Origin of the sequence: Streptomyces sp. NPDC056144, assembly GCF_042264145.1 — a bacterium.
Taxonomy (GTDB): domain Bacteria; phylum Actinomycetota; class Actinomycetes; order Streptomycetales; family Streptomycetaceae; genus Streptomyces.
In genome coordinates this window covers 105,269-125,594 of the sequence record NZ_JBHJVF010000015.1, presented here as the reverse complement: position 1 = coordinate 125,594, position 20,326 = coordinate 105,269, and the positions used below count along the sequence as shown (strand labels likewise).

The 20,326-nt window shown below is 69.1% G+C and carries 16 protein-coding genes; 12 read left to right on the top strand and 4 right to left on the bottom strand.

Annotation, left to right across the window (positions count from 1 at the left end; genetic code table 11):
• Window positions 1-8 precede the first annotated feature (8 nt).
• From ACFC0Z_RS31795 to ACFC0Z_RS31740, 12 genes are all read left to right on the top strand, one after another.
• Complete coding sequence (locus ACFC0Z_RS31795) at window positions 9-1,208, top strand: phage tail protein (protein WP_376445348.1); 1,200 nt, start codon at window positions 9-11, stop codon at window positions 1,206-1,208.
• Between the two features lie 14 nt (window positions 1,209-1,222).
• A complete protein-coding gene (locus ACFC0Z_RS31790; RefSeq protein ID WP_376445345.1) occupies window positions 1,223-2,488 on the top strand; it encodes a tape-measure protein in 1,266 nt (421 codons plus the stop codon).
• Window positions 2,489-2,562: 74 nt separating this feature from the next.
• Window positions 2,563-3,486, top strand: a complete 924-nt coding sequence (locus tag ACFC0Z_RS31785) for a phage tail protein (RefSeq protein WP_376445342.1) — start codon at window positions 2,563-2,565, stop codon at window positions 3,484-3,486.
• 70 nt (window positions 3,487-3,556) lie between these two features.
• Window positions 3,557-4,747, top strand: coding sequence for a hypothetical protein (locus tag ACFC0Z_RS31780; protein WP_376445340.1), 1,191 nt, complete (start codon window positions 3,557-3,559; stop codon window positions 4,745-4,747).
• A 62-nt stretch (window positions 4,748-4,809) separates the two neighbouring features.
• Window positions 4,810-5,994 (top strand): hypothetical protein, encoded by a 1,185-nt coding sequence (locus ACFC0Z_RS31775; protein ID WP_376445337.1) that lies wholly within the window; start codon window positions 4,810-4,812, stop codon window positions 5,992-5,994.
• A gap of 36 nt (window positions 5,995-6,030) precedes the next feature.
• Window positions 6,031-7,170, top strand: a complete 1,140-nt coding sequence (locus ACFC0Z_RS31770; RefSeq protein WP_376445335.1) for a hypothetical protein — start codon at window positions 6,031-6,033, stop codon at window positions 7,168-7,170.
• Window positions 7,171-7,182: 12 nt separating this feature from the next.
• Entirely contained in the window at window positions 7,183-8,295 is a 1,113-nt protein-coding gene (locus ACFC0Z_RS31765) for a hypothetical protein (protein ID WP_376445332.1), read from the top strand.
• The gene (locus ACFC0Z_RS31760) at window positions 8,295-9,005 is read left to right on the top strand and encodes a hypothetical protein (protein WP_376445330.1); all 711 of its coding nucleotides are present in this window, start codon (window positions 8,295-8,297) and stop codon (window positions 9,003-9,005) included. Before ACFC0Z_RS31765 ends, ACFC0Z_RS31760 begins: the two co-directional genes overlap by 1 nt.
• A 28-nt stretch (window positions 9,006-9,033) precedes the next feature.
• On the top strand, window positions 9,034-9,513 hold the full coding sequence (locus tag ACFC0Z_RS31755) for an ATP-binding protein (RefSeq protein WP_376445329.1): 480 nt from the start codon (window positions 9,034-9,036) through the stop codon (window positions 9,511-9,513).
• Window positions 9,514-9,630: 117 nt separating this feature from the next.
• A complete protein-coding gene (locus ACFC0Z_RS31750; RefSeq protein WP_376445326.1) occupies window positions 9,631-10,554 on the top strand; it encodes a peptidoglycan-binding protein in 924 nt (307 codons plus the stop codon).
• A 17-nt stretch (window positions 10,555-10,571) separates the two neighbouring features.
• Window positions 10,572-10,808 carry a hypothetical protein gene (locus ACFC0Z_RS31745; RefSeq protein WP_376445323.1) on the top strand — a complete coding sequence of 79 codons (237 nt, stop codon included), beginning with the start codon at window positions 10,572-10,574 and terminating at the stop codon, window positions 10,806-10,808.
• The gene (locus ACFC0Z_RS31740) at window positions 10,795-11,058 is read left to right on the top strand and encodes a hypothetical protein (RefSeq protein ID WP_376445321.1); all 264 of its coding nucleotides are present in this window, start codon (window positions 10,795-10,797) and stop codon (window positions 11,056-11,058) included. The genes ACFC0Z_RS31745 and ACFC0Z_RS31740 overlap by 14 nt, the downstream gene beginning before the upstream one ends.
• 72 nt (window positions 11,059-11,130) lie before the next feature.
• Here the strand turns inward: ACFC0Z_RS31740 and ACFC0Z_RS31735 are convergent, their stop codons facing one another.
• The 4 genes from ACFC0Z_RS31735 to rplJ form a co-directional block, all read right to left on the bottom strand.
• Entirely contained in the window at window positions 11,131-15,042 is a 3,912-nt protein-coding gene (locus ACFC0Z_RS31735; RefSeq protein WP_376445318.1) for a DNA-directed RNA polymerase subunit beta', read from the bottom strand.
• Window positions 15,043-15,142: 100 nt separating this feature from the next.
• Entirely contained in the window at window positions 15,143-18,625 is a 3,483-nt protein-coding gene (rpoB, locus tag ACFC0Z_RS31730) for a DNA-directed RNA polymerase subunit beta (RefSeq protein WP_376445315.1), read from the bottom strand.
• A gap of 547 nt (window positions 18,626-19,172) precedes the next feature.
• Window positions 19,173-19,559, bottom strand: a complete 387-nt coding sequence (rplL, locus tag ACFC0Z_RS31725; RefSeq protein ID WP_376445312.1) for a 50S ribosomal protein L7/L12 — start codon at window positions 19,557-19,559, stop codon at window positions 19,173-19,175.
• 111 nt (window positions 19,560-19,670) lie between these two features.
• Window positions 19,671-20,201 (bottom strand): 50S ribosomal protein L10, encoded by a 531-nt coding sequence (gene rplJ, locus ACFC0Z_RS31720; protein WP_030687887.1) that lies wholly within the window; start codon window positions 20,199-20,201, stop codon window positions 19,671-19,673.
• Window positions 20,202-20,326: the final 125 nt, after the last annotated feature.

Genomic DNA, 20,326 nt, shown 5'->3' with positions numbered 1-20,326 from the left:
GTACACCCATGTCTCTCGTCAAGAACCTCAAGAACGTCTCCACGGGCCTCAGCGGGCTCAAGACCCAGGCCTCCGGCGCGGGCACGGCCGTCAAGAAGGTCGGCGACGCCGGCAAGGCCGCCAACGGACAGCTCAAGAACCTCAAGACCGCCGCCCAGGGCTCCACCGGTCAGCTGAAGAACCTCAAGACCGCCTCGGACCAGGCCGAACGGTCCATGAAGAAGGCCGGCGACACCGCCCAGTCCGCCGGCGGCAAGTTCGGCAAGTACGAGTCGGGTGCCGGCAAGGCCGCCAAGGGCCAGGACAAGCTCAACAAGTCCATGAAGGGCAACATCCTCGCCCGGCTGCTGGAACTCTTCATGCCGCTCATCGAGAAGATCGTCGAGATGGCGTCCCGCTCGAAGACGATGCAGACGATCATGAAGAAGGCCTTCGACGCCATCAAGACGGTGATCAGCGCCGTCATGAAGGCCATCGGCCCGATCATGAAGAAGGCCGGAGACCTGATCAAGACGGTCTGGAACGGCATCAAGACCGCCGTCTCGACCGTCGTGAAGGCCGTCGCCACGGTCATCAAGACCTACGTGAACATCTGGAAGACCGTCATCACGACGGTGATGAACGCGATCAAGACGGTCGTCGGCGCGGTCTGGAAGGGCATCAAGGCCGTCATCACCCCGGTCGTCGACTGGATCAAGACGGCCATCCCCAAGGCGTTCACCGCCGTCAAGGAGAAGATGTCGTCCATCTGGAACGGCCTCAAGGACATCGCGTCCCGGGCGTTCGACGGCATCAAGAACGGCGTGAAGGGCCCGATCAACTCCGTCATCGGCCTCATCAACTCGATGATCGGCAGCCTCAACCGGGTCAAGGTCAGCGTCCCCGGCTGGGTCCCCGTCGTCGGCGGCAAGACCTTCGGCGTCAACCTGCCCACCATCCCGATGCTCGCCACCGGCGGTGTCGTCATGCCCCGCAGCGGCGGTGTCCCGGCGATCCTCGCCGAGGCGGGCGAGGCCGAGGCCGTCCTCCCGCTCTCCAAGCTGGACCGGCTGCTCTCCGCCACCGCCAAGCGCGCCCGCCTGGCCGCCGGGAACCAGGTCGGCAAGTCGGGCGTGGGCCTGCACATCGAGCACTACCACGCGGCCCGCGGCAGTGACCCGCAGTCCACGGCCGACGCCCTGATGTACCTGGCGAAGGCGCGCGGATGAGTGCCGCCGTCGCCATGCCTCAGTTCAGGGTCGTCCTCCCGCAGGTGGACTCCCTGCGGCGGGGCGTCGACCAGGCGGGCACGACGCTGCGACGGCTGAAGCAGGACGTCCAGAGCGCGTCCGGCGGTCTCGGCGCCCTCGTCGGAGGCATCCGCACCGCCGGCACCACCCTCCGTACCCTCGGCACCGCCGCCTCCGGCGCCGCGACCTCCGTGACGAGGATCCGCCAGTCGACCGCGCCCGCCGGCATCAAACGGCTCGGCGCGGCGGCCGACAAGGCCCGTACCGCCGGAGGAAAGGTCGGCACCGGGGTCGGGGCGATCCTCGGGATCCTCCTGCCGCTGCTGCCCGTCGCCGACGTCGTCACCCGGCTGATGGACACCTTCGGCACCGTCATGACCGTCGCGTCCGTCGTGATGACCGCCGTCAACGTCGCCATGCGGGCCAACCCGCTCGGCTTCCTCGTCGGCGTCATCGTGCCCGTCGCCGCCGCCCTCATCGAGTACGCGATGAGTACGGAGACGGGCCAGAGGATCATGAAGCAGGTCTTCGACCAGGCCCTCAAGGTCGTCCAGCAGATCTGGCAGTTCCTCGCCCCCTTCGTGCGGGCGATCGGCACCGCCGTCGGGGTCTACTTCCGTGGCTACCTGACCCTGATCACCGGCGTGATCAAGGGCATCGGCACCGTCGTCGAGGGCGTCTCGAAGATCGGCGGCGCCGTCTCCTCCGCCTGGAACGCGCTCCGCGGGATCGCCTCGGGCGCGATGGACGGCATCAGGAACGCCGTACGGCCCGTCACCGACTGGATCACCTCGTCCGTCCCCGGCTTCTTCCGGACCGCGAAGGACGCGGTCTCGGGGGCCCTGCGCGGGATCGGCGATCTGATCAAGGGCGCGCTGAGCTCCGTGATCGGGGTCGTGAAGGGCCCGGTCAACGGCATGATCGCGTTCGTCAACTGGATCATCGACGGCCTCAACAAGCTCAGCTTCGAGATCCCCTTCACCGGCAAGAAGTTCGGTGTCGAACTCGACAAGATCCCGATGCTCGCCGAAGGCGGCATCGTCTCCCCCGGCGACGCGGACGACTACCGCATCGACTCCCTCGCCCAGCTGGAGAACCGGCGCGTGCCGGCGATCACCGAGCGGTCCGAAGAGCCGTACCGGATCCGGGACTTCTACGAGAAGCCGGGCGCCGGCCCCCGCGCGACCGCCGAGGACCTGCTCTTCCTGGCGACCGCCCAGGCCGCCGGGTCGGCCGCCCAGACCGCCTGGGCCGCCTGAGCCGCCTGAGCCGCCTGAGCCGTACGAGCACGAGCCGAACGACACCCTCCCATCAGAAGTGAGGTGACGGCCCCATGGCCGAGACCACCACCGCCAACGCCGGAAGCACCCTCACCGCCGACCTCCCGCCCGGCTCGCTGATCACCCAGGACGGGCAGATCCAGTGGGCCGGGCTGCTGATCGGCCCCGGCACCCCCTTCGCCGTCGACAAGTCCGGCCTCTCGGGCTGGGAGGACCTGCCCGAGTACGACGCCTCCGACGCCGAACGCCCGACCGCCCACGGCTCCTGGCCCGGCTCCCGTTTCGCCAAGCCGCGCAAGATCGGCGGCACGATCGTCCTGATGCCGGAGTGGAACCAGGCGGGCCCGGCGATCCGCGCCCTGCGCCAGTCCCTCGCCCTCCTCGACGAGGAGCGCTGGCTCACCGTCCGGCTGCACGGCGAACTCCTCGCCGTGCGCGCCCGGATCGCCCAGCGCGTCATCCCCGCCGACCAGGGCTTCGCCACCCAGGGCAGCTCCCGCATGTCCGTCCAGTGGCTGGCATCCGACCCCCGCCGGTACATCGCGGCCGAACAGATCGCGTCGACCCCTCCGCCGCAGCCCGAGCGCGGCCTCGAGTGGACGCTCAAGTGGCCGCTCGACTGGGGGAAGGCGGAGAGCACCGGCGACGCCGTCGTCGTCAACTCCGGCTCGGCGGCCGCCCATCCGGTGATCGTCTTCCGCGGCCCCTGCTCCGTCCCCACCGTGACCGAGCGGGTCAGCCGGCGCCGTCTGCGGTACGCGATCGACCTCGCCGCGGGCGACGAACTCGTCGTCGACACCGGCGCCGGCACCGTCCTGCTCAACAACTCCGCGTCCCGCCGGCACACCGCGATGGGCGACTCCGACCCGGAGGAGCTCTTCGCCCTCGACCCCGGCCGCACCGAACTGTCCTTCCGGCCCGACTGGGCCGCCCCCGGCGCCCAGATGACCGTCCGCTGGCGCAGCGCCGAGTGGTGACAGCCAAGCGGTAGACCTCCGCCGCGCCCACCCCCGCAGGGACACGCCCACCCCCACAGAAAGGCCCACCATGACCGTACGCGCCGCCTGGCTCCAGCCCACCGGGCAGACCCGGCAGGACACCCGCGTCACCCTGTCCGCCCTGCTCACCCCGGCCGGCCAGAACCCCGAGGACGTGCCGCTCCGGTCGCGCAGCGGCATCCTGCCCGGCGGCTTCGCGCTGACCGGCAACGGGTCGCTGCAGTGCTCGGTCGGCACCGGCCGGGCCGTGATCCAGGGGAAGGGCGGCGAGCAGGGCGCCTACCTCGTCGCCGTGCTCGCCGCCGAGCCCCTGACGCTCGCCGACGGCGACGCCCAGTACGACCGGATCGACCTCATCGAACTCGCCGTCCTGGACGACGAGTTCGACAGCACGGGGACGACGAGGGCCGAGGTACGGCTGATCAAGGGCGTCGCCTCGGCCACCCCGGCCGTACCCGCGAGCGGCCCGGGCAGCTCGATCCCGCTGTACTCGGTCAGGGTGAAGGCCGGGACCTCCGCCTCGGTCGGCGGGGTCGCCTGGACCGGCGCCGACGTCACCGCCCTGCACTACCCGACGGTCGCCCTCGGCGGCATCGTGCCGGCGAGCGGTTTCAAGGGCGCGTACGTCGGCCAGTACCGCGACGCCTCCGGCCTGCTCCAGCGCTGGGACGGGACGACCTGGGTCTCGTACCCGAAGCCGCTCGGCGGCATCGCGCCCACCGGCACCGTCTCGACCGGCAGTTACACGGGCCAGTACCGGGACAACGCGGGCGTCCTCCAGCGCTGGGACGGCACGGCCTGGCAGTACGCGGAGGGCAAGGCGACGGTGCTCTTCAGCGCCTCCCAGACGACGGCGCAGAGCGTCACCCCCAACCAGTGGACACCGCTCTCCCTCCAGTCCGTCGAGGTCGACGACCTCGCGGGCTGGACGGGCGGCAACGCCTACGTGGTCCCCCGCACCGGCTGGTGGCGGGTCACCGGCCACGCCGTCTGGAGCAGCGACGCGACGACCGGGATGCGCGGGGCCCGCCTGATGGTCAACGGCATCGGCGTCCCCCGCTGCACCTGGCTCACCCCCGCCGGCACCGGCGCCGTCGTCGTCGGCGGCGAGGGCCTGGTCAAGCTCACGGCGGGCAACGTCCTGGAGATCGCCGGCTACCAGACCCACACGGCGGCGGTCCGCACCCTCGGCGGCTCCGGGTACGCCTGCTCGCTCACCGCCCAGTGGATCAGGTCCTGATCCACCCCTCCGCCCCTCCCCCTCCTTCCCCGACCCCTCCTTCCCCGAACGGAGAACACCCCATGAACCTGCGCAGCAGCTGGGTCGCCGAAGTCGGCCAGACCCGCGAGGACACCCGCCTCACCCAGACCGGTGTGACGACCCTCGCCAACCCCGTCGAGGTCCACTCCGGCATCCTGCCGGGCTCGTACGACGGCAGGTACCGGCTCTCGGGCTTCTGGACCGAGGGCACCACCGCCATGACGGCGACCGTCTCCGAGGGCCGGGCCGTCATCCAGGGCGACATCACGCAGGGCGTGTACCCGGTGACCCTCCCGCTCTCCCAGGTGGTCACCTTCGAGGCGGGCGACGCCCAGTTCGCCCGCATCGACCTGATCGTCATCCGGGTCTACGACCACCTCTACGACTCCTCGAGCCGCAACGAGGCGAAGGTCGAGATCATCAAGGGCGTGCCGGCCGCGACCCCGCAGGTCCCGGCCGTCCCCGACCGCAGCCTCGTCCTGTACGAGGTGCTGGTGCCGTCCGCCGCCAGCGCGGGCAACGGCGGCATCCCGTGGGCCACCTCCCTGCTGGACCGGCGCACCCCGGTCGTCTCCCTCGGCGGCATCCTCCCGGTCGTCGGCACGGAGAAGCCGGGCGTCTACCCGGGCCAGTACCAGGACTCCGGCGGCGCGCTCCAGCGCTGGGACGGGAGCGCCTGGGTGCCGTACCCGTCGGCGATCGGCGGCATCGCCCCGGCCAACGCGGTCAACGTCGCCAGCTACACGGGCCAGTACCGGGACACCGCGAGCGGCGTGCTCCAGCGGTGGAACGGCACGGCGTGGGCGCCGGCGGTGCCGGGGCCGTACTTCACCGACAACACCGACTACGGCGACACCACGTCGACGACCTACACCTCGACGCTCGCGGGCCGGGTCACGAACCCGCTCTCGCTCACCTTCACCGCCACGACCTCGAAGATCATCGTCAGCTTCGGCTCCCGCATGAAGTCCGGAAACGACGGCTACTACGCCTACATGGCGCTGAAGCTCACCTCGGGCGCCACGGTCGTCCAGGACCTCGACGACGAGTACACGACCCTGGTCGCCGGCACCCTCGCCACCTCGGCCGCGACCACGCGCCGCCTCACCGGCCTCACGCCCGGGACGACGTACACGCTCACCGCCTTCTTCCGCGTCCAGGCCAACACCCTCAGCCTCAAGGCCGGTTTCGACAACACCTTCATCCGCGTCGACCCGCTGCCGTAGCCCGACCGTCCGCCCTCACCACTCCCGGGAGAAACCATGCCCCTGCACACCGGTTGGCTCGCCCCCGAAGGGCAGACCCGCCACGCCACCCGTCACGTCGTCGTCGGCGCCACCACCCCCGTCGGCCCCCTGCACGCCCGCTCCGGCATCCTGCCCGGCACGTACGACGGGAAGTACCGCGTCGGCGGCCTGTGGATGAGCGGCAACGGCCCGATGACGGCGACCGTCTACCACGGCCGGGCCGTCGTCCAGGGCCCGATCACCCAAGGCGCGTACCCCGTCACCCTCGAAGGCGACACCGTCATCACCTTCGCGGACGGCGACGCCCAGTACGACCGGATCGACCTGGTCGTCCTCCGCGTCTACGACACCCAGTACGACGGCTCGCAGCGCACCGAGGCCGCGATCGAGATCGTCAAGGGCACCGCGGCGGCCACCCCGGTCGCCCCGGACGTCCCGCCCCTCTCGCTCGCCCTCTTCACCGTCAGGGTGAAGGCCGGGACGTCCGCCGGCTCCGGCGGCATCCAGTGGGCGTCCGGAGTCATCACCGACCTGCGGGTCACCACCGCCGGGGTCGGCGGCATCCTGCCCGTCTACAACAACGCGGCCGTGCCGGGCTCGTACCCGGGGCAGTACCAGGACAACGACAACTCGCACTTCCTGCAGCGCTGGGACGGCACGGCCTGGGTCGCCTACCCGAAGGAGGTCGGCGGGATCGCGCCCACCGGCACGATCTCCGTGGGCAGTTACACCGGCCAGTTCCGCGAGTCGTCCGGCACGCTCCAGCGGTGGAACGGCACCGCCTGGGACACCTACCGCCCGCCGCGCGACATCGAGGCCCTCTCCTCCGGCGCCCTCGTGGGAACGGGCTGGACCCTGGCCTCGTTCGCCGCCCGCCGCACCCGCGACGGCGTGGTCAGCTTCCGCGCGAGCGTCACCCGCACGGGTGGGGACATCGTCGCCAGCAGCGTCGGCGGCACCTCCGACTACCACCTGATCACGCTGCCGACGGGCTGGTGGCCGGCGATCAACATCGACGTCACGGCCTCCGACACGATGGCCTCCGGTGCCGCCACCGTCGCCTACTACGGCACCGTCACCCTCCGCGACTGGAGCCCCACCGCGACCATCCCCAACGGCCGCGTCCTCAGCGTCTCCGGCACCTACGTCCAGTAAGGGAGGACCCCCATGACACTCGACACTCCCTACCGGGCGATCTTCTGCGACCTGCTCACCGACCAGACGATCGACATCCTGCCCCTGCGGGACGTCCAGATCGACGACTACATCGGCAAGGCCGGCTCCCTCTCCGGCACCATCCCCATCCCCGACAAGGCGATGGCCGCCCGCGTCCGCCAGATCGAGGAGGGCCGCACCGCGGTCTACCTGGAGCGCGGCGGCGACCTGTGGTGGGGCGGCATCGTCTGGACCAGCACGCTCCAGAGCAGCGGGCGCGGGGTCCTGACCCTGTCCATCCAGGCGGCCACCTTCGACTCGTACGCGGCCCGCCGCCGCATCCGCACGAACATCTCCGTCACCGCGCCCACCGACCAGCTGGAGATCGCGCGGACCCTCTGGAAGGAACTCCAGAAGGCCGAGGGCGGCGACATCCGCGTCGGATACGGCTCCGAGACCTCGGCCGTCACGCGCACCGCGAGCTGGCGCAAGGGCGACGAGACCCTCTACTCGGAGGCCCTCGAACAGCTCGCCCGCGTCGACGCCGGCACCGACTCCGGCTTCGAGCACCAGATCATGGTCTACCGGGACCCCGTCACCCTCCGGCGGGTCCGGCAGCTGCGGCTCGGATCCCCGCGGATCCGGACCGGCGAGACCGACCTGATCCTCGACCGGCCCGGCGCGATCCTGTCGTACTCGTTCCCGCGCGACGCCACCCGCGGCGGCACCACCGCCCTGGCCCGCGGCGCGTCGATCAACAGCAACGCCGCCGCCGAGTCCCGGCCGCTGACCTCGGCGGAGAAGGAATCGCCGCTGCTCGACGCGGGCTGGCCGCGGATCGACCTGTCCTCCGACCACAACGAGGTCACCAGCCAGGCCACCCTGGAGAAACTGGCGGCCTCCGAGCTGGTCCAGTCCGCCGGCGCCGTCGTCATCCCCGAGATCAGCATCCGCCTCGGCGGGGTCGTGCCGCCGACCCTCCTCGGGCGCACCACCCGCATCCGTATCACCGACGAATGGCACCCGACCGGTCTCGACGCCCGGTTCCGGATCATCGGCGTCAAGGTCAAGCCGCCGGAGCGCGGCCGTCCGGACACCGCCGATCTCTACCTTGAGGAGGCCTGATGCCCCAGCTGCCCGAGGACATCATCGACCGGCTCACCCAGATGGAACGCCGGATCCAGGCGCTGTCCACCGCGGTCAACACCCGTCCCGCGCTCAACGAGGTCACCGACGGCGCCTTCAACGTGAAGCTGCCGAACGGCAACACCGTGCTCCAGGTGGGCAAGTGGTACGAGGACCCCGAGAAGACCGAGTACGGAGTGGCCCTGCGCCGCCAGACCGGTGAGCTCGCCGTCGCGCTCTTCAACGGCGTCGGCACCGACACCGCCAAGCAGGTCCTGCGGCTCTACGACGCGTACGCCCACGAGATCTTCTCCGACGACATCGTCAAGGGCGGCATCGCCCGGCCGTGGCTCGCGATGCTGCCGCCGCAGGACCTCGCCTCCGCGAACTGGCCGGCGACCAGCACCGTCAACACCTGGACGACGATCGCCCGCTCCCACAACCCGGTCTTCCAGCCGCAGATGCGGCTGATCATGGAGACCCGGGTCAGCTCGGGCGCGACCGGCGAGGTGAAGGTCCTCGTCGAGGGCACGAACCAGTTCGGCCCGGTCGTCACCGCCGGCAACCAGTTCGACGCCACCGGCCCGATCCTCGCCGACATCAGCGCGCGCTTCGGCACCACGGTCAGGGTCGAGGTCCAGGCCCGGGTCACGAGCGCCTCCGGCACCGTCTACGCGAAGCCGGTGCTGATGTACGGCACCCAGAGCTGAACCGCCCCCGCCCAGAGAGGACCCCCGCATGAACATCGACCCGAACCAGCCCTGGGGCGTGGCCATCGACTACGCCGGCCGCGCCACCGTCACCGAGGGCGGCCACACCCTCGACATCCGCATCTACGACTCCGCCCTCGGCGGCGCCCTCCAAGTGGACTCCGTCACCGGCGAGTACCCGCAGGTCTTCGTGACGGCCCAGCTCGGCGAGGCCGGCACGGCCGGCTCCGCGCTGCGCGGCAACGGCGTCGTCGTCCTCAACGCGCAGGGGGGCGTACCGGTGGCGCCGAACCGGACGGCCGTGCCGGAGGCCGTGGCCGCCGCGCTCGCCGACTTCGAGGAGCGCCGGGCGGCGTACGCGGCACTGTGCGCGACCTGGGCGCCGCCGGCCCCGGAGCCGGAGCCGACCCCGAACCCGAACCCGAACCCTGAGCCGACTCCCGAGCCGACCCCGACGCCGACCCCCGAGCCGGGCAAGGAAGAGGCGGACGCGACCCCGGTCCCGTAACCGCCACTCGCCCCCTCCTCCCCCCTCCCCCCTCCCCGCACGTACGCCCGCCCGAGCGCGGGCCTTCTTCATGTCAGGACCTGATGTCAGGACCTGATCGGTTCAGGAGGACACCACATGGCCACTCCCCTCCCCGCGGACCGGCTCCTCGCCGCGCTCCGCGCCGAAGGCGTCACCGTCGTCGAACATCCCGGCTGGCGCACGCACAACCGGAACCAGGCCGGCGCCTGGGGCCCGGTGACCGGCGTGATGATCCACCACACCGTCTCCACCGGCACCGCCTCCTCCGTCGAGCTCTGCTTCAACGGGTACGACGGCCTCCCCGGCCCGCTCTGCCACGGCGTCATCGCCAAGGACGGCACCGTCCACCTCGTCGCCAACGGCCGCGCCAACCACGCCGGAGGCGGCGACCCGTCCGTCCTCCAGGCCGTGATCACCGAGACGTACGGGGACCGGCCGCCGGTCCCCCGCGCCCACCAGGGCAGCCCGAACGCCGTGGACGGCAACTCCCGCTTCTACGGCTTCGAGTGCGTCAACCTCGGCAACGGCACCGACCCCTGGCCGGCCGCCCAGCTCGACGCGATCGAACGGGTCTCCGCCGCCCTCTGCCGGGCCCACGGCTGGGGCGCCAGGTCGGTCATCGGCCACCTGGAGTGGTCCGACTGGAAGAGCGACCCCAAGGGCTTCGCCATGCCGACGATGCGCGACCGCGTCCAGGCCCGGCTCGGCAAGGCCCCGGCCGGCGCAAAGCCCCCGGCCGGCGCCAAGCCGGCCACCCCCCGCCTCCACCCCTTCCCGGGCGCCTCGTTCTTCCGTACGGAGACGAGCTCCCCGGTCATCACCGCGATGGGCCGCCGCCTCGTCGCCGAGGGATGTTCCGCGTACGGGGTCGGCCCCGGCCCCCGCTGGAGCGAGGCCGACCGCCGCAGCTACGCCAAGTGGCAGCACAAGCTCGGCTTCCGGGGCTCGGACGCCGACGGGATGCCGGGCGCCGCCTCCTGGAACGCGCTGAAGGTCCCGTACACGCCGTCCGCCAAGTGACCCCGAGGAGCAGACCGATGTCCGATGCCGCCAAGCGCACGGCCCGCACCGTCCTCCAGTCCGCCGTCGGCATCGCCGTCGTCCTGCCCGCGATCGTCGACGCCTCCGGCGTCCCCGCGACCCTTCCCTGGGTCGCGGGGGCGCTGGCCGTCGCCGGCGGACTGGCCCGCGTGATGGCCCTCGACGTCTTCCAGCGGCTGCTGCCGTCCTGGCTGCGGCCGACCGAGGGCAGTGGTGCCGATGACCGAGCCTGACCCGAACGACCCCGTCGCCGTCGCCCTCGAACTGGAACGGCTCCGCGGCACCCTCGAAGCCGGCTTCGCCCGCGTCGACGGCTCGCTCGCGCTGCTCGTGCAGCGCAGCGACCAGACCGACAAGCAGCTCGCCGACCACGAGGCCCGCCTCGACGCCCTGGAACGCAACCGCTGGCCCCTCGCCAGCATCGCCGCCCTCGCCACGAGCGCCGGCGCCCTCGTCGCGGTGTGGGAGATCACCGCCCGCTGACACGGGGCACGCCGGAAACGCCGAAGGGCGGCCACCCCGGAAAACCGGGGTGACCGCCCTTCGCACCACTACTTACTGGTTGTACGGACCGTAGTCGTAGTCCTCCAGCGGAACGGCCTGACCGGAGCCCGAGCCGAACGGCGAGTAGTCGATGTCGTCGTAGCCGACGGCCGAGTACATCGCGGCCTTGGCCTCTTCGGTCGGCTCGACCCGGATGTTGCGGTAGCGGGCGAGGCCCGTACCGGCCGGGATGAGCTTACCGATGATGACGTTCTCCTTGAGGCCGACCAGGGAGTCCGACTTGGCGTTGATCGCCGCGTCGGTCAGAACCCGGGTCGTCTCCTGGAAGGACGCCGCCGACAGCCACGACTCGGTGGCGAGCGAGGCCTTGGTGATACCCATCAGCTGCGGACGGCCGGAGGCGGGGTGACCGCCCTCGGTGACCACACGACGGTTCTCGGTCTCGAACTTCGAGCGCTCGACGAGCTCGCCCGGCAGCAGCTCCGCGTCGCCGGACTCGATGATCGTCACGCGGCGGAGCATCTGCCGGATGATGATCTCGATGTGCTTGTCGTGGATCGACACGCCCTGCGAGTTGTAGACCTTCTGGACCTCGGCGACCAGGTGGACCTGGACCGCACGCTGACCGAGGATGCGCAGCACGTCGTGCGGGTTGGTCGCACCGACGGTGAGCTTCTGGCCGACCTCGACGTGGTCGCCCTCGCCCACGAGCAGACGGGCACGCTTCGAGATCGGGAACGCCGTCTCGTCGGTGCCGTCGTCCGGGGTGACGACGATCTTCTTGGTCTTCTCGGTCTCCTCGATACGGACGCGGCCGGCCGCCTCCGAGATCGGGGCGACACCCTTGGGCTGACGCGCCTCGAAGAGCTCGACGACACGCGGCAGACCCTGGGTGATGTCGTCACCGGCCACACCACCGGTGTGGAAGGTACGCATCGTCAGCTGGGTACCGGGCTCACCGATGGACTGGGCGGCGATGATGCCGACCGCCTCACCGATGTCGACCAGCTTGCCGGTGGCGAGCGAACGGCCGTAGCAGAACGCACAGGTACCGACGGCCGACTCACAGGTCAGGACCGAGCGGGTCTTGACCTCCTCGACGCCCGCGGCGACGAGGGCGTCGATGAGCACGTCACCCAGGTCGACGTTGGCAGGCGCGATGACCTTGCCGTCGACGACGACGTCCTCGGCGAGCATCCGCGCGTACACGGAGGTCTCGACGTCGTCCGTCTTCCGCAGGACACCGGCCTCGTCCTTGGCCGCGATCCGCAGCTTCAGACCGCGCTCGGTGCCACAGTCCTCCTCGCGGATGATGACGTCCTGCGAGACGTCCACCAGACGACGGGTCAGGTAACCCGAGTCGGCGGTACGCAGGGCGGTGTCAGCCAGACCCTTACGGGCACCGTGCGTGGAGATGAAGTACTCGAGGACGGTGAGGCCCTCGCGGAACGACGCCTTGATGGGACGCGGGATCGTCTCGTTCTTGGCGTTCGACACCAGACCACGCATACCGGCGATCTGACGCATCTGCATCATGTTTCCTCGGGCACCCGAGTCAACCATCATGAAGATGGGGTTCGTCTTGGGGAAGTTCGCGTTCATCGCCTCGGCAACCTCGTTGGTCGCCTTGGTCCAGATCGCGATGAGCTCCTGCGTGCGCTCTTCCTTGGTGATCAGGCCGCGCTCGTACTGCTTCTGGACCTTCTCGTCCTGCGCCTCGTAGCCCTTGACGATCTCCTTCTTCGCCTCGGGAACGACGACGTCGGAGATGGCCACGGTGACGCCGGAACGGGTCGCCCAGTAGAAGCCCGCCGCCTTCAGGTTGTCGAGCGTCGCCGCCACGATGACCTTGGGGTAGCGCTCGGCGAGGTCGTTGACGATCTCGGAGAGCTGCTTCTTGCCGACGGAGTAGTCGACGAACGGGTAGTCCTCGGGCAGCAGCTCGTTGAAGAGCGCGCGACCCAGGGTCGTCCGCAGACGGAAGGTGTCACCCTGCTGCCACTCGGCGGCGACGTGGTCGTCACCCTCCTCGGCGACCGGGGGAACCCAGCCGCGCGGAGCGACGGTGCCGACGGGGAAGCGGATGTCGATCTCCGACTGGAGAGCGAGCTCGCCCGCGTCGAACGCCATGATCGCCTCGGCCGTGGAGCCGAACGCGCGGCCCTCGCCCTTGGTGTCACGGAGCTCGCCGTCCGTGGTCAGGAAGAACAGACCGAGGACCATGTCCTGGGTCGGCATCGTGACCGGGCGGCCGTCGGCCGGCTTGAGGATGTTGTTCGAGGACAGCATCAGGATGCGGGCCTCGGCCTGCGCCTCCGCGGAGAGCGGCAGGTGGACGGCCATCTGGTCACCGTCGAAGTCCGCGTTGAACGCGGTGCAGACGAGCGGGTGGATCTGGATGGCCTTGCCCTCGACGAGCTGAGGCTCGAAGGCCTGGATGCCGAGGCGGTGCAGCGTGGGCGCACGGTTCAGCAGAACCGGGTGCTCGGCGATGACCTCTTCGAGGACGTCGTACACGACCGTGCGGCCGCGCTCGACCATCCGCTTGGCGCTCTTGATGTTCTGCGCGTGGTTCAGGTCGACCAGGCGCTTCATCACGAACGGCTTGAAGAGCTCCAGCGCCATGGCCTTCGGGAGACCACACTGGTGCAGCTTCAGCTGCGGACCGACGACGATGACGGAACGCGCGGAGTAGTCCACACGCTTGCCGAGCAGGTTCTGACGGAATCGACCCTGCTTGCCCTTCAGCATGTCGCTGAGGGACTTCAGCGGACGGTTGCCGGGGCCCGTGACCGGGCGACCACGACGGCCGTTGTCGAAGAGGGCGTCGACCGCCTCCTGGAGCATCCGCTTCTCGTTGTTCACGATGATCTCGGGGGCACCGAGGTCGAGCAGACGCTTCAGACGGTTGTTGCGGTTGATCACGCGGCGGTACAGGTCGTTCAGGTCGGAGGTCGCGAAGCGGCCACCGTCCAGCTGCACCATCGGACGCAGGTCCGGCGGGATGACCGGGACGCAGTCGAGAACCATGCCCTTGGGGCTGTTCGCGGTCTGCAGGAACGCGGAGACGACCTTGAGGCGCTTGAGCGCACGGGTCTTCTTCTGGCCCTTGCCGGTACGGATGATCTCGCGGAGGCGCTCGGCCTCCTCCTCGAGGTCGAAGGACTCCAGGCGCTTCTGCAGCGCCGCGGCACCCATCGAGCCGTCGAAGTACGTGCCGAAGCGGTCACGCAGCTCGCGGTAGAGGAGCTCGTCGCCCTCCAGGTCCTGGACCTTGAGGTTCTTGAAGCGGGACCAGACCTCGTCCAGACGGTCGATCTCGCGCTGCGCACGGTCGCGCAGCTGCTTCATCTCGCGCTCGGCACCCTCGCGCACCTTGCGGCGCACGTCGGCCTTGGCACCCTCGGCCTCGAGCTCGGCGAGGTCGTTCTCGAGCTTCTTGGCGCGGGCCTCCAGGTCGGAGTCGCGACGGTTCTCGATCTGCTGACGCTCGACGGAGACGTGCGCCTCAAGCGAGGGCAGGTCACGCGTACGACGCTCGTCGTCGACGAACGTGATCATGTACGCCGCGAAGTAGATGACCTTCTCGAGGTCCTTCGGGGCGAGGTCGAGCAGGTACCCGAGGCGCGACGGGACGCCCTTGAAGTACCAGATGTGGGTGACGGGAGCGGCCAGCTCGATGTGGCCCATCCGCTCACGGCGCACCTTCGCGCGGGTGACCTCGACGCCACACCGCTCACAGATGATGCCCTTGAAGCGGACACGCTTGTACTTGCCGCAGTAGCACTCCCAGTCCCGGGTCGGACCGAAGATCTTCTCGCAGAAGAGTCCGTCCTTCTCGGGCTTGAGCGTGCGGTAGTTGATGGTCTCCGGCTTCTTGACCTCGCCGTGGCTCCACTGACGGATGTCGTCAGCGGTGGCCAGACCGATCCGGAGCTCGTCGAAGAAGTTGACGTCGAGCACTATGCGTCAATCCCTCTCAGGGTTGTAAGGCTGTGGGGTCTGATACGGGGGTCCTGGGGCCGGCGGGGGGACCATCACTGGTCCCCCTGCCGGACTCCCGTCAGACCTCTTCGACGCTGCTCGGCTCGCGCCGGGACAGGTCGATGCCGAGCTCCTCCGCTGCGCGGAAGACGTCCTCGTCGGTGTCGCGCATCTCGATGGACATGCCGTCCGAGGACAGCACCTCCACGTTGAGGCACAGGGACTGCATCTCCTTGATGAGCACCTTGAAGGACTCGGGGATGCCGGGCTCAGGGATGTTCTCGCCCTTGACGATGGCCTCGTAGACCTTCACGCGGCCGGTCACGTCGTCGGACTTGATCGTCAGCAGCTCCTGGAGGGCGTAGGCGGCGCCGTATGCCTCCAGCGCCCACACCTCCATCTCACCGAAGCGCTGGCCACCGAACTGGGCCTTACCACCCAGCGGCTGCTGGGTGATCATCGAGTACGGACCGGTCGAACGCGCGTGCAGCTTGTCGTCGACCAGGTGGTGGAGCTTGAGGATGTACATGTACCCGACGGAGATCGGGTCCGGGAACGGCTCGCCGGAGCGGCCGTCGAACAGCCTCGCCTTACCGGTCGGGAGCACCATGCGCTCTCCGTCGCGGTTCGGGATGGTGTGGTTCAGCAGGCCCGCGAGCTCGTCCTCACGCGCACCGTCGAAGACCGGGGTCGCGACGTTGGTGCCGGGGGCGACCTGGTCGGCGCCGATCGCCTGGAGGCGCTGCGCCCACTCGTCCGCGAGACCGGAGACGTCCCAGCCGCGGCTGGCGAGCCAGCCGAGGTGGATCTCCAGGACCTGTCCCGGGTTCATTCGGGACGGGACACCCAGCGGGTTGAGGATGATGTCGACCGGGGTGCCGTCCTCGAGGAAGGGCATGTCCTCGATCGGAAGGATCTTGGAGATGACACCCTTGTTGCCGTGACGGCCGGCGAGCTTGTCACCATCGGTGATCTTGCGCTTCTGGGCGACGTAGACGCGGACCAGCTGGTTCACGCCCGGGGGAAGCTCGTCACCCTCCTCGCGGTCGAAGACGCGGACGCCGATGATCTTGCCGATCTCGCCGTGCGGGACCTTCAGCGAGGTGTCACGGACCTCACGCGCCTTCTCACCGAAGATCGCGCGGAGCAGGCGCTCCTCGGGGGTCAGCTCGGTCTCACCCTTGGGCGTGACCTTGCCGACGAGGATGTCGCCGGCGACGACCTCGGCACCGATACGGATGATGCCGCGCTCGTCGAGGTCCGCGAGGACCTCCTCGGAGACGTTCGGGATGTCCCGGGTGATCTCCTCCGGGCCGAGCTTGGTGTCACGGGCGTCGACCTCGTGCTCCTCGATGTGGATCGAGGAGAGGACGTCGTCCTGCACGAGGCGCTGCGACAGGATGATCGCGTCCTCGTAGTTGTGACCCTCCCACGGCATGAACGCCACGAGCAGGTTCTTGCCGAGCGCCATCTCGCCGTCTTCGGTGGCGGGACCGTCGGCGAGGACCTGGCCCTCGATGACGCGCTGCCCCTCGTCCACGACGACCTTCTGGTTGACAGAGGTGCCCTGGTTGGAGCGGGAGAACTTGTGCAGGCGGTACGTGATGTACGTGCCGTCGTCGTTGGCGACCGTGATGTAGTCGGCCGACAGCTCCTGGACGACACCGTCCTTCTCGGCCTTGAGCACGTCGCCGGCGTCGGTGGCGCAGCGGTACTCCATGCCGGTGCCGACGAGCGGGGCCTCCGACTTAATCAGCGGCACCGCCTGACGCATCATGTTCGCGCCCATGAGGGCACGGTTGGCGTCGTCGTGCTCGAGGAAGGGGATCATCGCGGTCGCGACCGACACCATCTGGCGCGGCGAGACGTCCATGTAGTCCACGTCCGACGGCTCGACGTAGTCGACCTCGCCGCCACGCTTGCGGACCAGGACGCGCGGCTCGGTGAACTGCATCTCGTCGTTGAGCGCGGCGTTGGCCTGCGCGATGACGAAGCGGTCCTCCTCGTCGGCGGTGACGTAGTCGACCTCGTCGGTGACCTGGCCGTCGACGACCTTGCGGTACGGCGTCTCGATGAAGCCGAACGCGTTGACGCGGCCGTACGAGGCGAGCGAACCGATCAGACCGATGTTCGGGCCTTCGGGGGTCTCGATCGGGCACATGCGTCCGTAGTGGGACGGGTGCACGTCTCGGACCTCGAAGCCGGCCCGCTCACGGGACAGACCACCCGGGCCCAGCGCGGACAGACGACGCTTGTGCGTCAGCCCGGAGAGCGGGTTGTTCTGGTCCATGAACTGCGAGAGCTGCGACGTTCCGAAGAACTCCTTGATCGACGCCACCACGGGGCGGATGTTGATCAGGGTCTGCGGGGTGATCGCCTCGACGTCCTGCGTGGTCATCCGCTCGCGGACGACGCGCTCCATACGAGCCAGACCCGTGCGGACCTGGTTCTGGATGAGCTCGCCGACGTTGCGCAGACGACGGTTGCCGAAGTGGTCGATGTCGTCGGTCTCGACGACGATCTCGTTGCCGTTCTCGCCGACCGTCTCGGTCTCGCCCGCGTGGAGCTTGACCAGGTACTTGATCGTGGCGATGACGTCGTCGGTGGTGAGCACGCCGGCGTCCAGCGGCTCGTCGGCGCCGAGCTTCTTGTTCACCTTGTAGCGGCCGACCTTCGCGAGGTCGTAGCGCTTCGGGTTGAAGTAGAGGTTCTCGAGCAGCGTCTGAGCGGCCTCACGGGTCGGCGGCTCGCCCGGACGCAGCTTGCGGTAGATGTCGAGCAGCGCGTCGTCCTGGCCCTGGGTGTGGTCCTTCTCCAGGGTGGCGCGCATGGACTCGTACTCGCCGAACTCCTGCAGGATCTGCTCGGTGGTCCAGCCGAGAGCCTTCAGGAGGACGGTGACCGACTGCTTGCGCTTGCGGTCGATGCGGACACCGACGAGGTCGCGCTTGTCGATCTCCATCTCCAGCCAGGCACCCCGGGACGGGATGATCTTGGCGGAGAAGATGTCCTTGTCGGACGTCTTGTCGATCGAGGAGTCGAAGTAGACACCCGGCGAGCGGACGAGCTGCGACACGACGACACGCTCGGTGCCGTTGATGACGAAGGTGCCCTTGTTGGTCATGAGCGGGAAGTCGCCCATGAAGACCGTCTGGGACTTGATCTCGCCGGTCTCGTTGTTGGTGAACTCGGCGGTGACGAAGAGCGGGGCACCGTACGTGAAGTCACGGTCCTTGCACTCGTCGATCGAGTTCTTCGGCGGCTCGAAGCGGTGGTCGCGGAAGGTCAGCGACATCGACCCGGAGAAGTCCTCGATCGGAGAGATCTCCTCGAAGATCTCCTCCAGGCCGGACTTCGTGGGGACGTCCTGTCCCGACTCAAGGGCAGCCTCGACGCGAGCCTTCCAGGCGGCGTTGCCGAGCAGCCAGTCAAAGCTCTCGGTCTGCAGCGCGAGGAGGTTCGGAACCTCGAGGGGCTCCTTGATCTTTGCAAAGGAGATGCGCAGCGGGGCGGTGCTTGCGCCGTTGTTCGTATTGGTCGAGGCGTTGCGCGAGGCGGCCAAGAGGGGGTCCTTCCGAGGGCTCGGACTCACTACGCGCGTACCGGTCCCCAGCAACGCTTCACGGCAGACTTTTCCTGATATGACCAAAAGGCCAGGTCAGATGGGGTCGGTCCACGAAGCTGATGCGAAGGTATGCCCCTGGTGACGGGCAGGGGGCAGCTAACAGGCAGCGCAAAGGGTCAGTGTAGCCACTTGGCTCACTGATGTCCAGGGCGACTTCTTCGCGACCCTCGTTGCTCTCAACTCCGCGGTACCTCGCGCCGTGCGGCGCACCTCGATACTGCCCGTTCAGTCGTCGATCCATGCCTCGGATACGGATCGTTGTGACGACGCGTCCTGAGAATTGCGCGCTGCGTGCGGTTCGTCAAGGCCCCCCGGTCGACGGGGCGCACGGCGAAGATCACCATACTCCGCCCCGGACGCCCACAGGAGCCCCCGCCACGCTCTTCCCGGGGAACGCCGAAAGGCGACCACCCAGAAGGGTGATCGCCTTTCGATGCCCCCGCGTTACACGGGGGCAGGAGTCACTCAGCGACTCGAAACGGTCTTACTTGACCGTGACGGAGGCACCGGCGGCCTTGAGGGCCTCGGCGGCCTTGTCAGCGGCCTCCTTCGCGACCTTCTCGAGGACCGGCTTCGGGGTGCCGTCGACGAGGTCCTTGGCCTCCTTGAGGCCCAGGGAGGTGAGCTCGCGCACGACCTTGATGACCTGGATCTTCTTGTCGCCGGCACCCTCGAGGATGACGTCGAACTCGTCCTGCTCCTCGGCGGCGGCAGCGCCACCGTCACCCGAGACCGGACCGGCGGCAACGGCGACGGCCGCGGCGGCGGTGACGTCGAACTTCTCCTCGAAGGCCTTCACGAACTCGGAGAGCTCGATGAGGGTCATCTCCTCGAACTGGGCGAGGAGGTCGTCCTGAGAGAGCTTCGCCATGATGGGCGATCCTTCCACTAATTCGGCTGGTGCCGATGTGTCTATAAAGGCGGGCGTAACGGCCCGCTACGACCCGCGCACTAGGCGGCGCGGATCAATGCGCGAGCCGAATTACTCGGCACCGCCCTGCTCGGCGAGCTTGACGCGAAGCGCTTCCGCGGTGCGGACGAACTTCGACGGCAGCGCCTGGAAGAGCGAGGCAGCCTGAGACTGCTTACCCTTGAAGGCACCGGCCAGCTTGCTGAGCAGAACCTCGCGGGACTCGAGGTCCGCAAGCTTCTTGATGTCGTCGGCGGAGAGAGCCTTACCGTCAAGGACACCGGCCTTGATGATGAGGTTCGGGTTCTCCTTGGCGAAGTCACGCAGAGCCTTCGCCGACTCCACCGGGTCACCGGTGACGAAGGCGACCGCGGTCGGACCAGCGAAGTGCTCGTCCAGTGCGGTGATCCCGGCCTCGTTGGCCGCGATCTTGGTCAGCGTGTTCTTCACCACGGCGTACTGGGCGTTCTCACCGAGCGAACGACGCAGCGTCTTGAGCTGCGCAACGGTGAGACCCCGGTACTCGGTCAGCACGGCGGCGTTGGAGCTCTGGAACGCGTCCTTGAGCTCGGCCACCGATGCAGCCTTGTTGGGCGTCGGCATAGTGCTTCGGCCTCCTTCCGGGTGATGAGGACCGCTCAGAAGGGGGCTGAACAAACAAAACGCCCCGGCGCAGGCGCACGGGGCGTAGCTCGACCGGATGCAATATCCGGGAACTTTCCACAGTC

Excerpts from the sequence above, each read along its gene's own strand:
- ACFC0Z_RS31760 (WP_376445330.1), top strand. The coding sequence starts at position 8,295 with ATGCCCCAGCTGCCCGAGGACATCATCGACCGGCTCACCCAGATGGAA.
- ACFC0Z_RS31785 (WP_376445342.1), top strand. The coding sequence starts at position 2,563 with ATGGCCGAGACCACCACCGCCAACGCCGGAAGCACCCTCACCGCCGAC.
- ACFC0Z_RS31740 (WP_376445321.1), top strand. The coding sequence starts at position 10,795 with ATGACCGAGCCTGACCCGAACGACCCCGTCGCCGTCGCCCTCGAACTG.
- ACFC0Z_RS31780 (WP_376445340.1), top strand. The coding sequence starts at position 3,557 with ATGACCGTACGCGCCGCCTGGCTCCAGCCCACCGGGCAGACCCGGCAG.
- ACFC0Z_RS31745 (WP_376445323.1), top strand. The coding sequence starts at position 10,572 with ATGTCCGATGCCGCCAAGCGCACGGCCCGCACCGTCCTCCAGTCCGCC.
- ACFC0Z_RS31750 (WP_376445326.1), top strand. The coding sequence starts at position 9,631 with ATGGCCACTCCCCTCCCCGCGGACCGGCTCCTCGCCGCGCTCCGCGCC.
- ACFC0Z_RS31790 (WP_376445345.1), top strand. The coding sequence starts at position 1,223 with ATGCCTCAGTTCAGGGTCGTCCTCCCGCAGGTGGACTCCCTGCGGCGG.
- rplL (WP_376445312.1), bottom strand. The coding sequence starts at position 19,559 with ATGGCGAAGCTCTCTCAGGACGACCTCCTCGCCCAGTTCGAGGAGATG.
- ACFC0Z_RS31765 (WP_376445332.1), top strand. The coding sequence starts at position 7,183 with ATGACACTCGACACTCCCTACCGGGCGATCTTCTGCGACCTGCTCACC.
- ACFC0Z_RS31770 (WP_376445335.1), top strand. The coding sequence starts at position 6,031 with ATGCCCCTGCACACCGGTTGGCTCGCCCCCGAAGGGCAGACCCGCCAC.
- ACFC0Z_RS31775 (WP_376445337.1), top strand. The coding sequence starts at position 4,810 with ATGAACCTGCGCAGCAGCTGGGTCGCCGAAGTCGGCCAGACCCGCGAG.
- ACFC0Z_RS31795 (WP_376445348.1), top strand. The coding sequence starts at position 9 with ATGTCTCTCGTCAAGAACCTCAAGAACGTCTCCACGGGCCTCAGCGGG.
- rplJ (WP_030687887.1), bottom strand. The coding sequence starts at position 20,201 with ATGCCGACGCCCAACAAGGCTGCATCGGTGGCCGAGCTCAAGGACGCG.
- ACFC0Z_RS31755 (WP_376445329.1), top strand. The coding sequence starts at position 9,034 with ATGAACATCGACCCGAACCAGCCCTGGGGCGTGGCCATCGACTACGCC.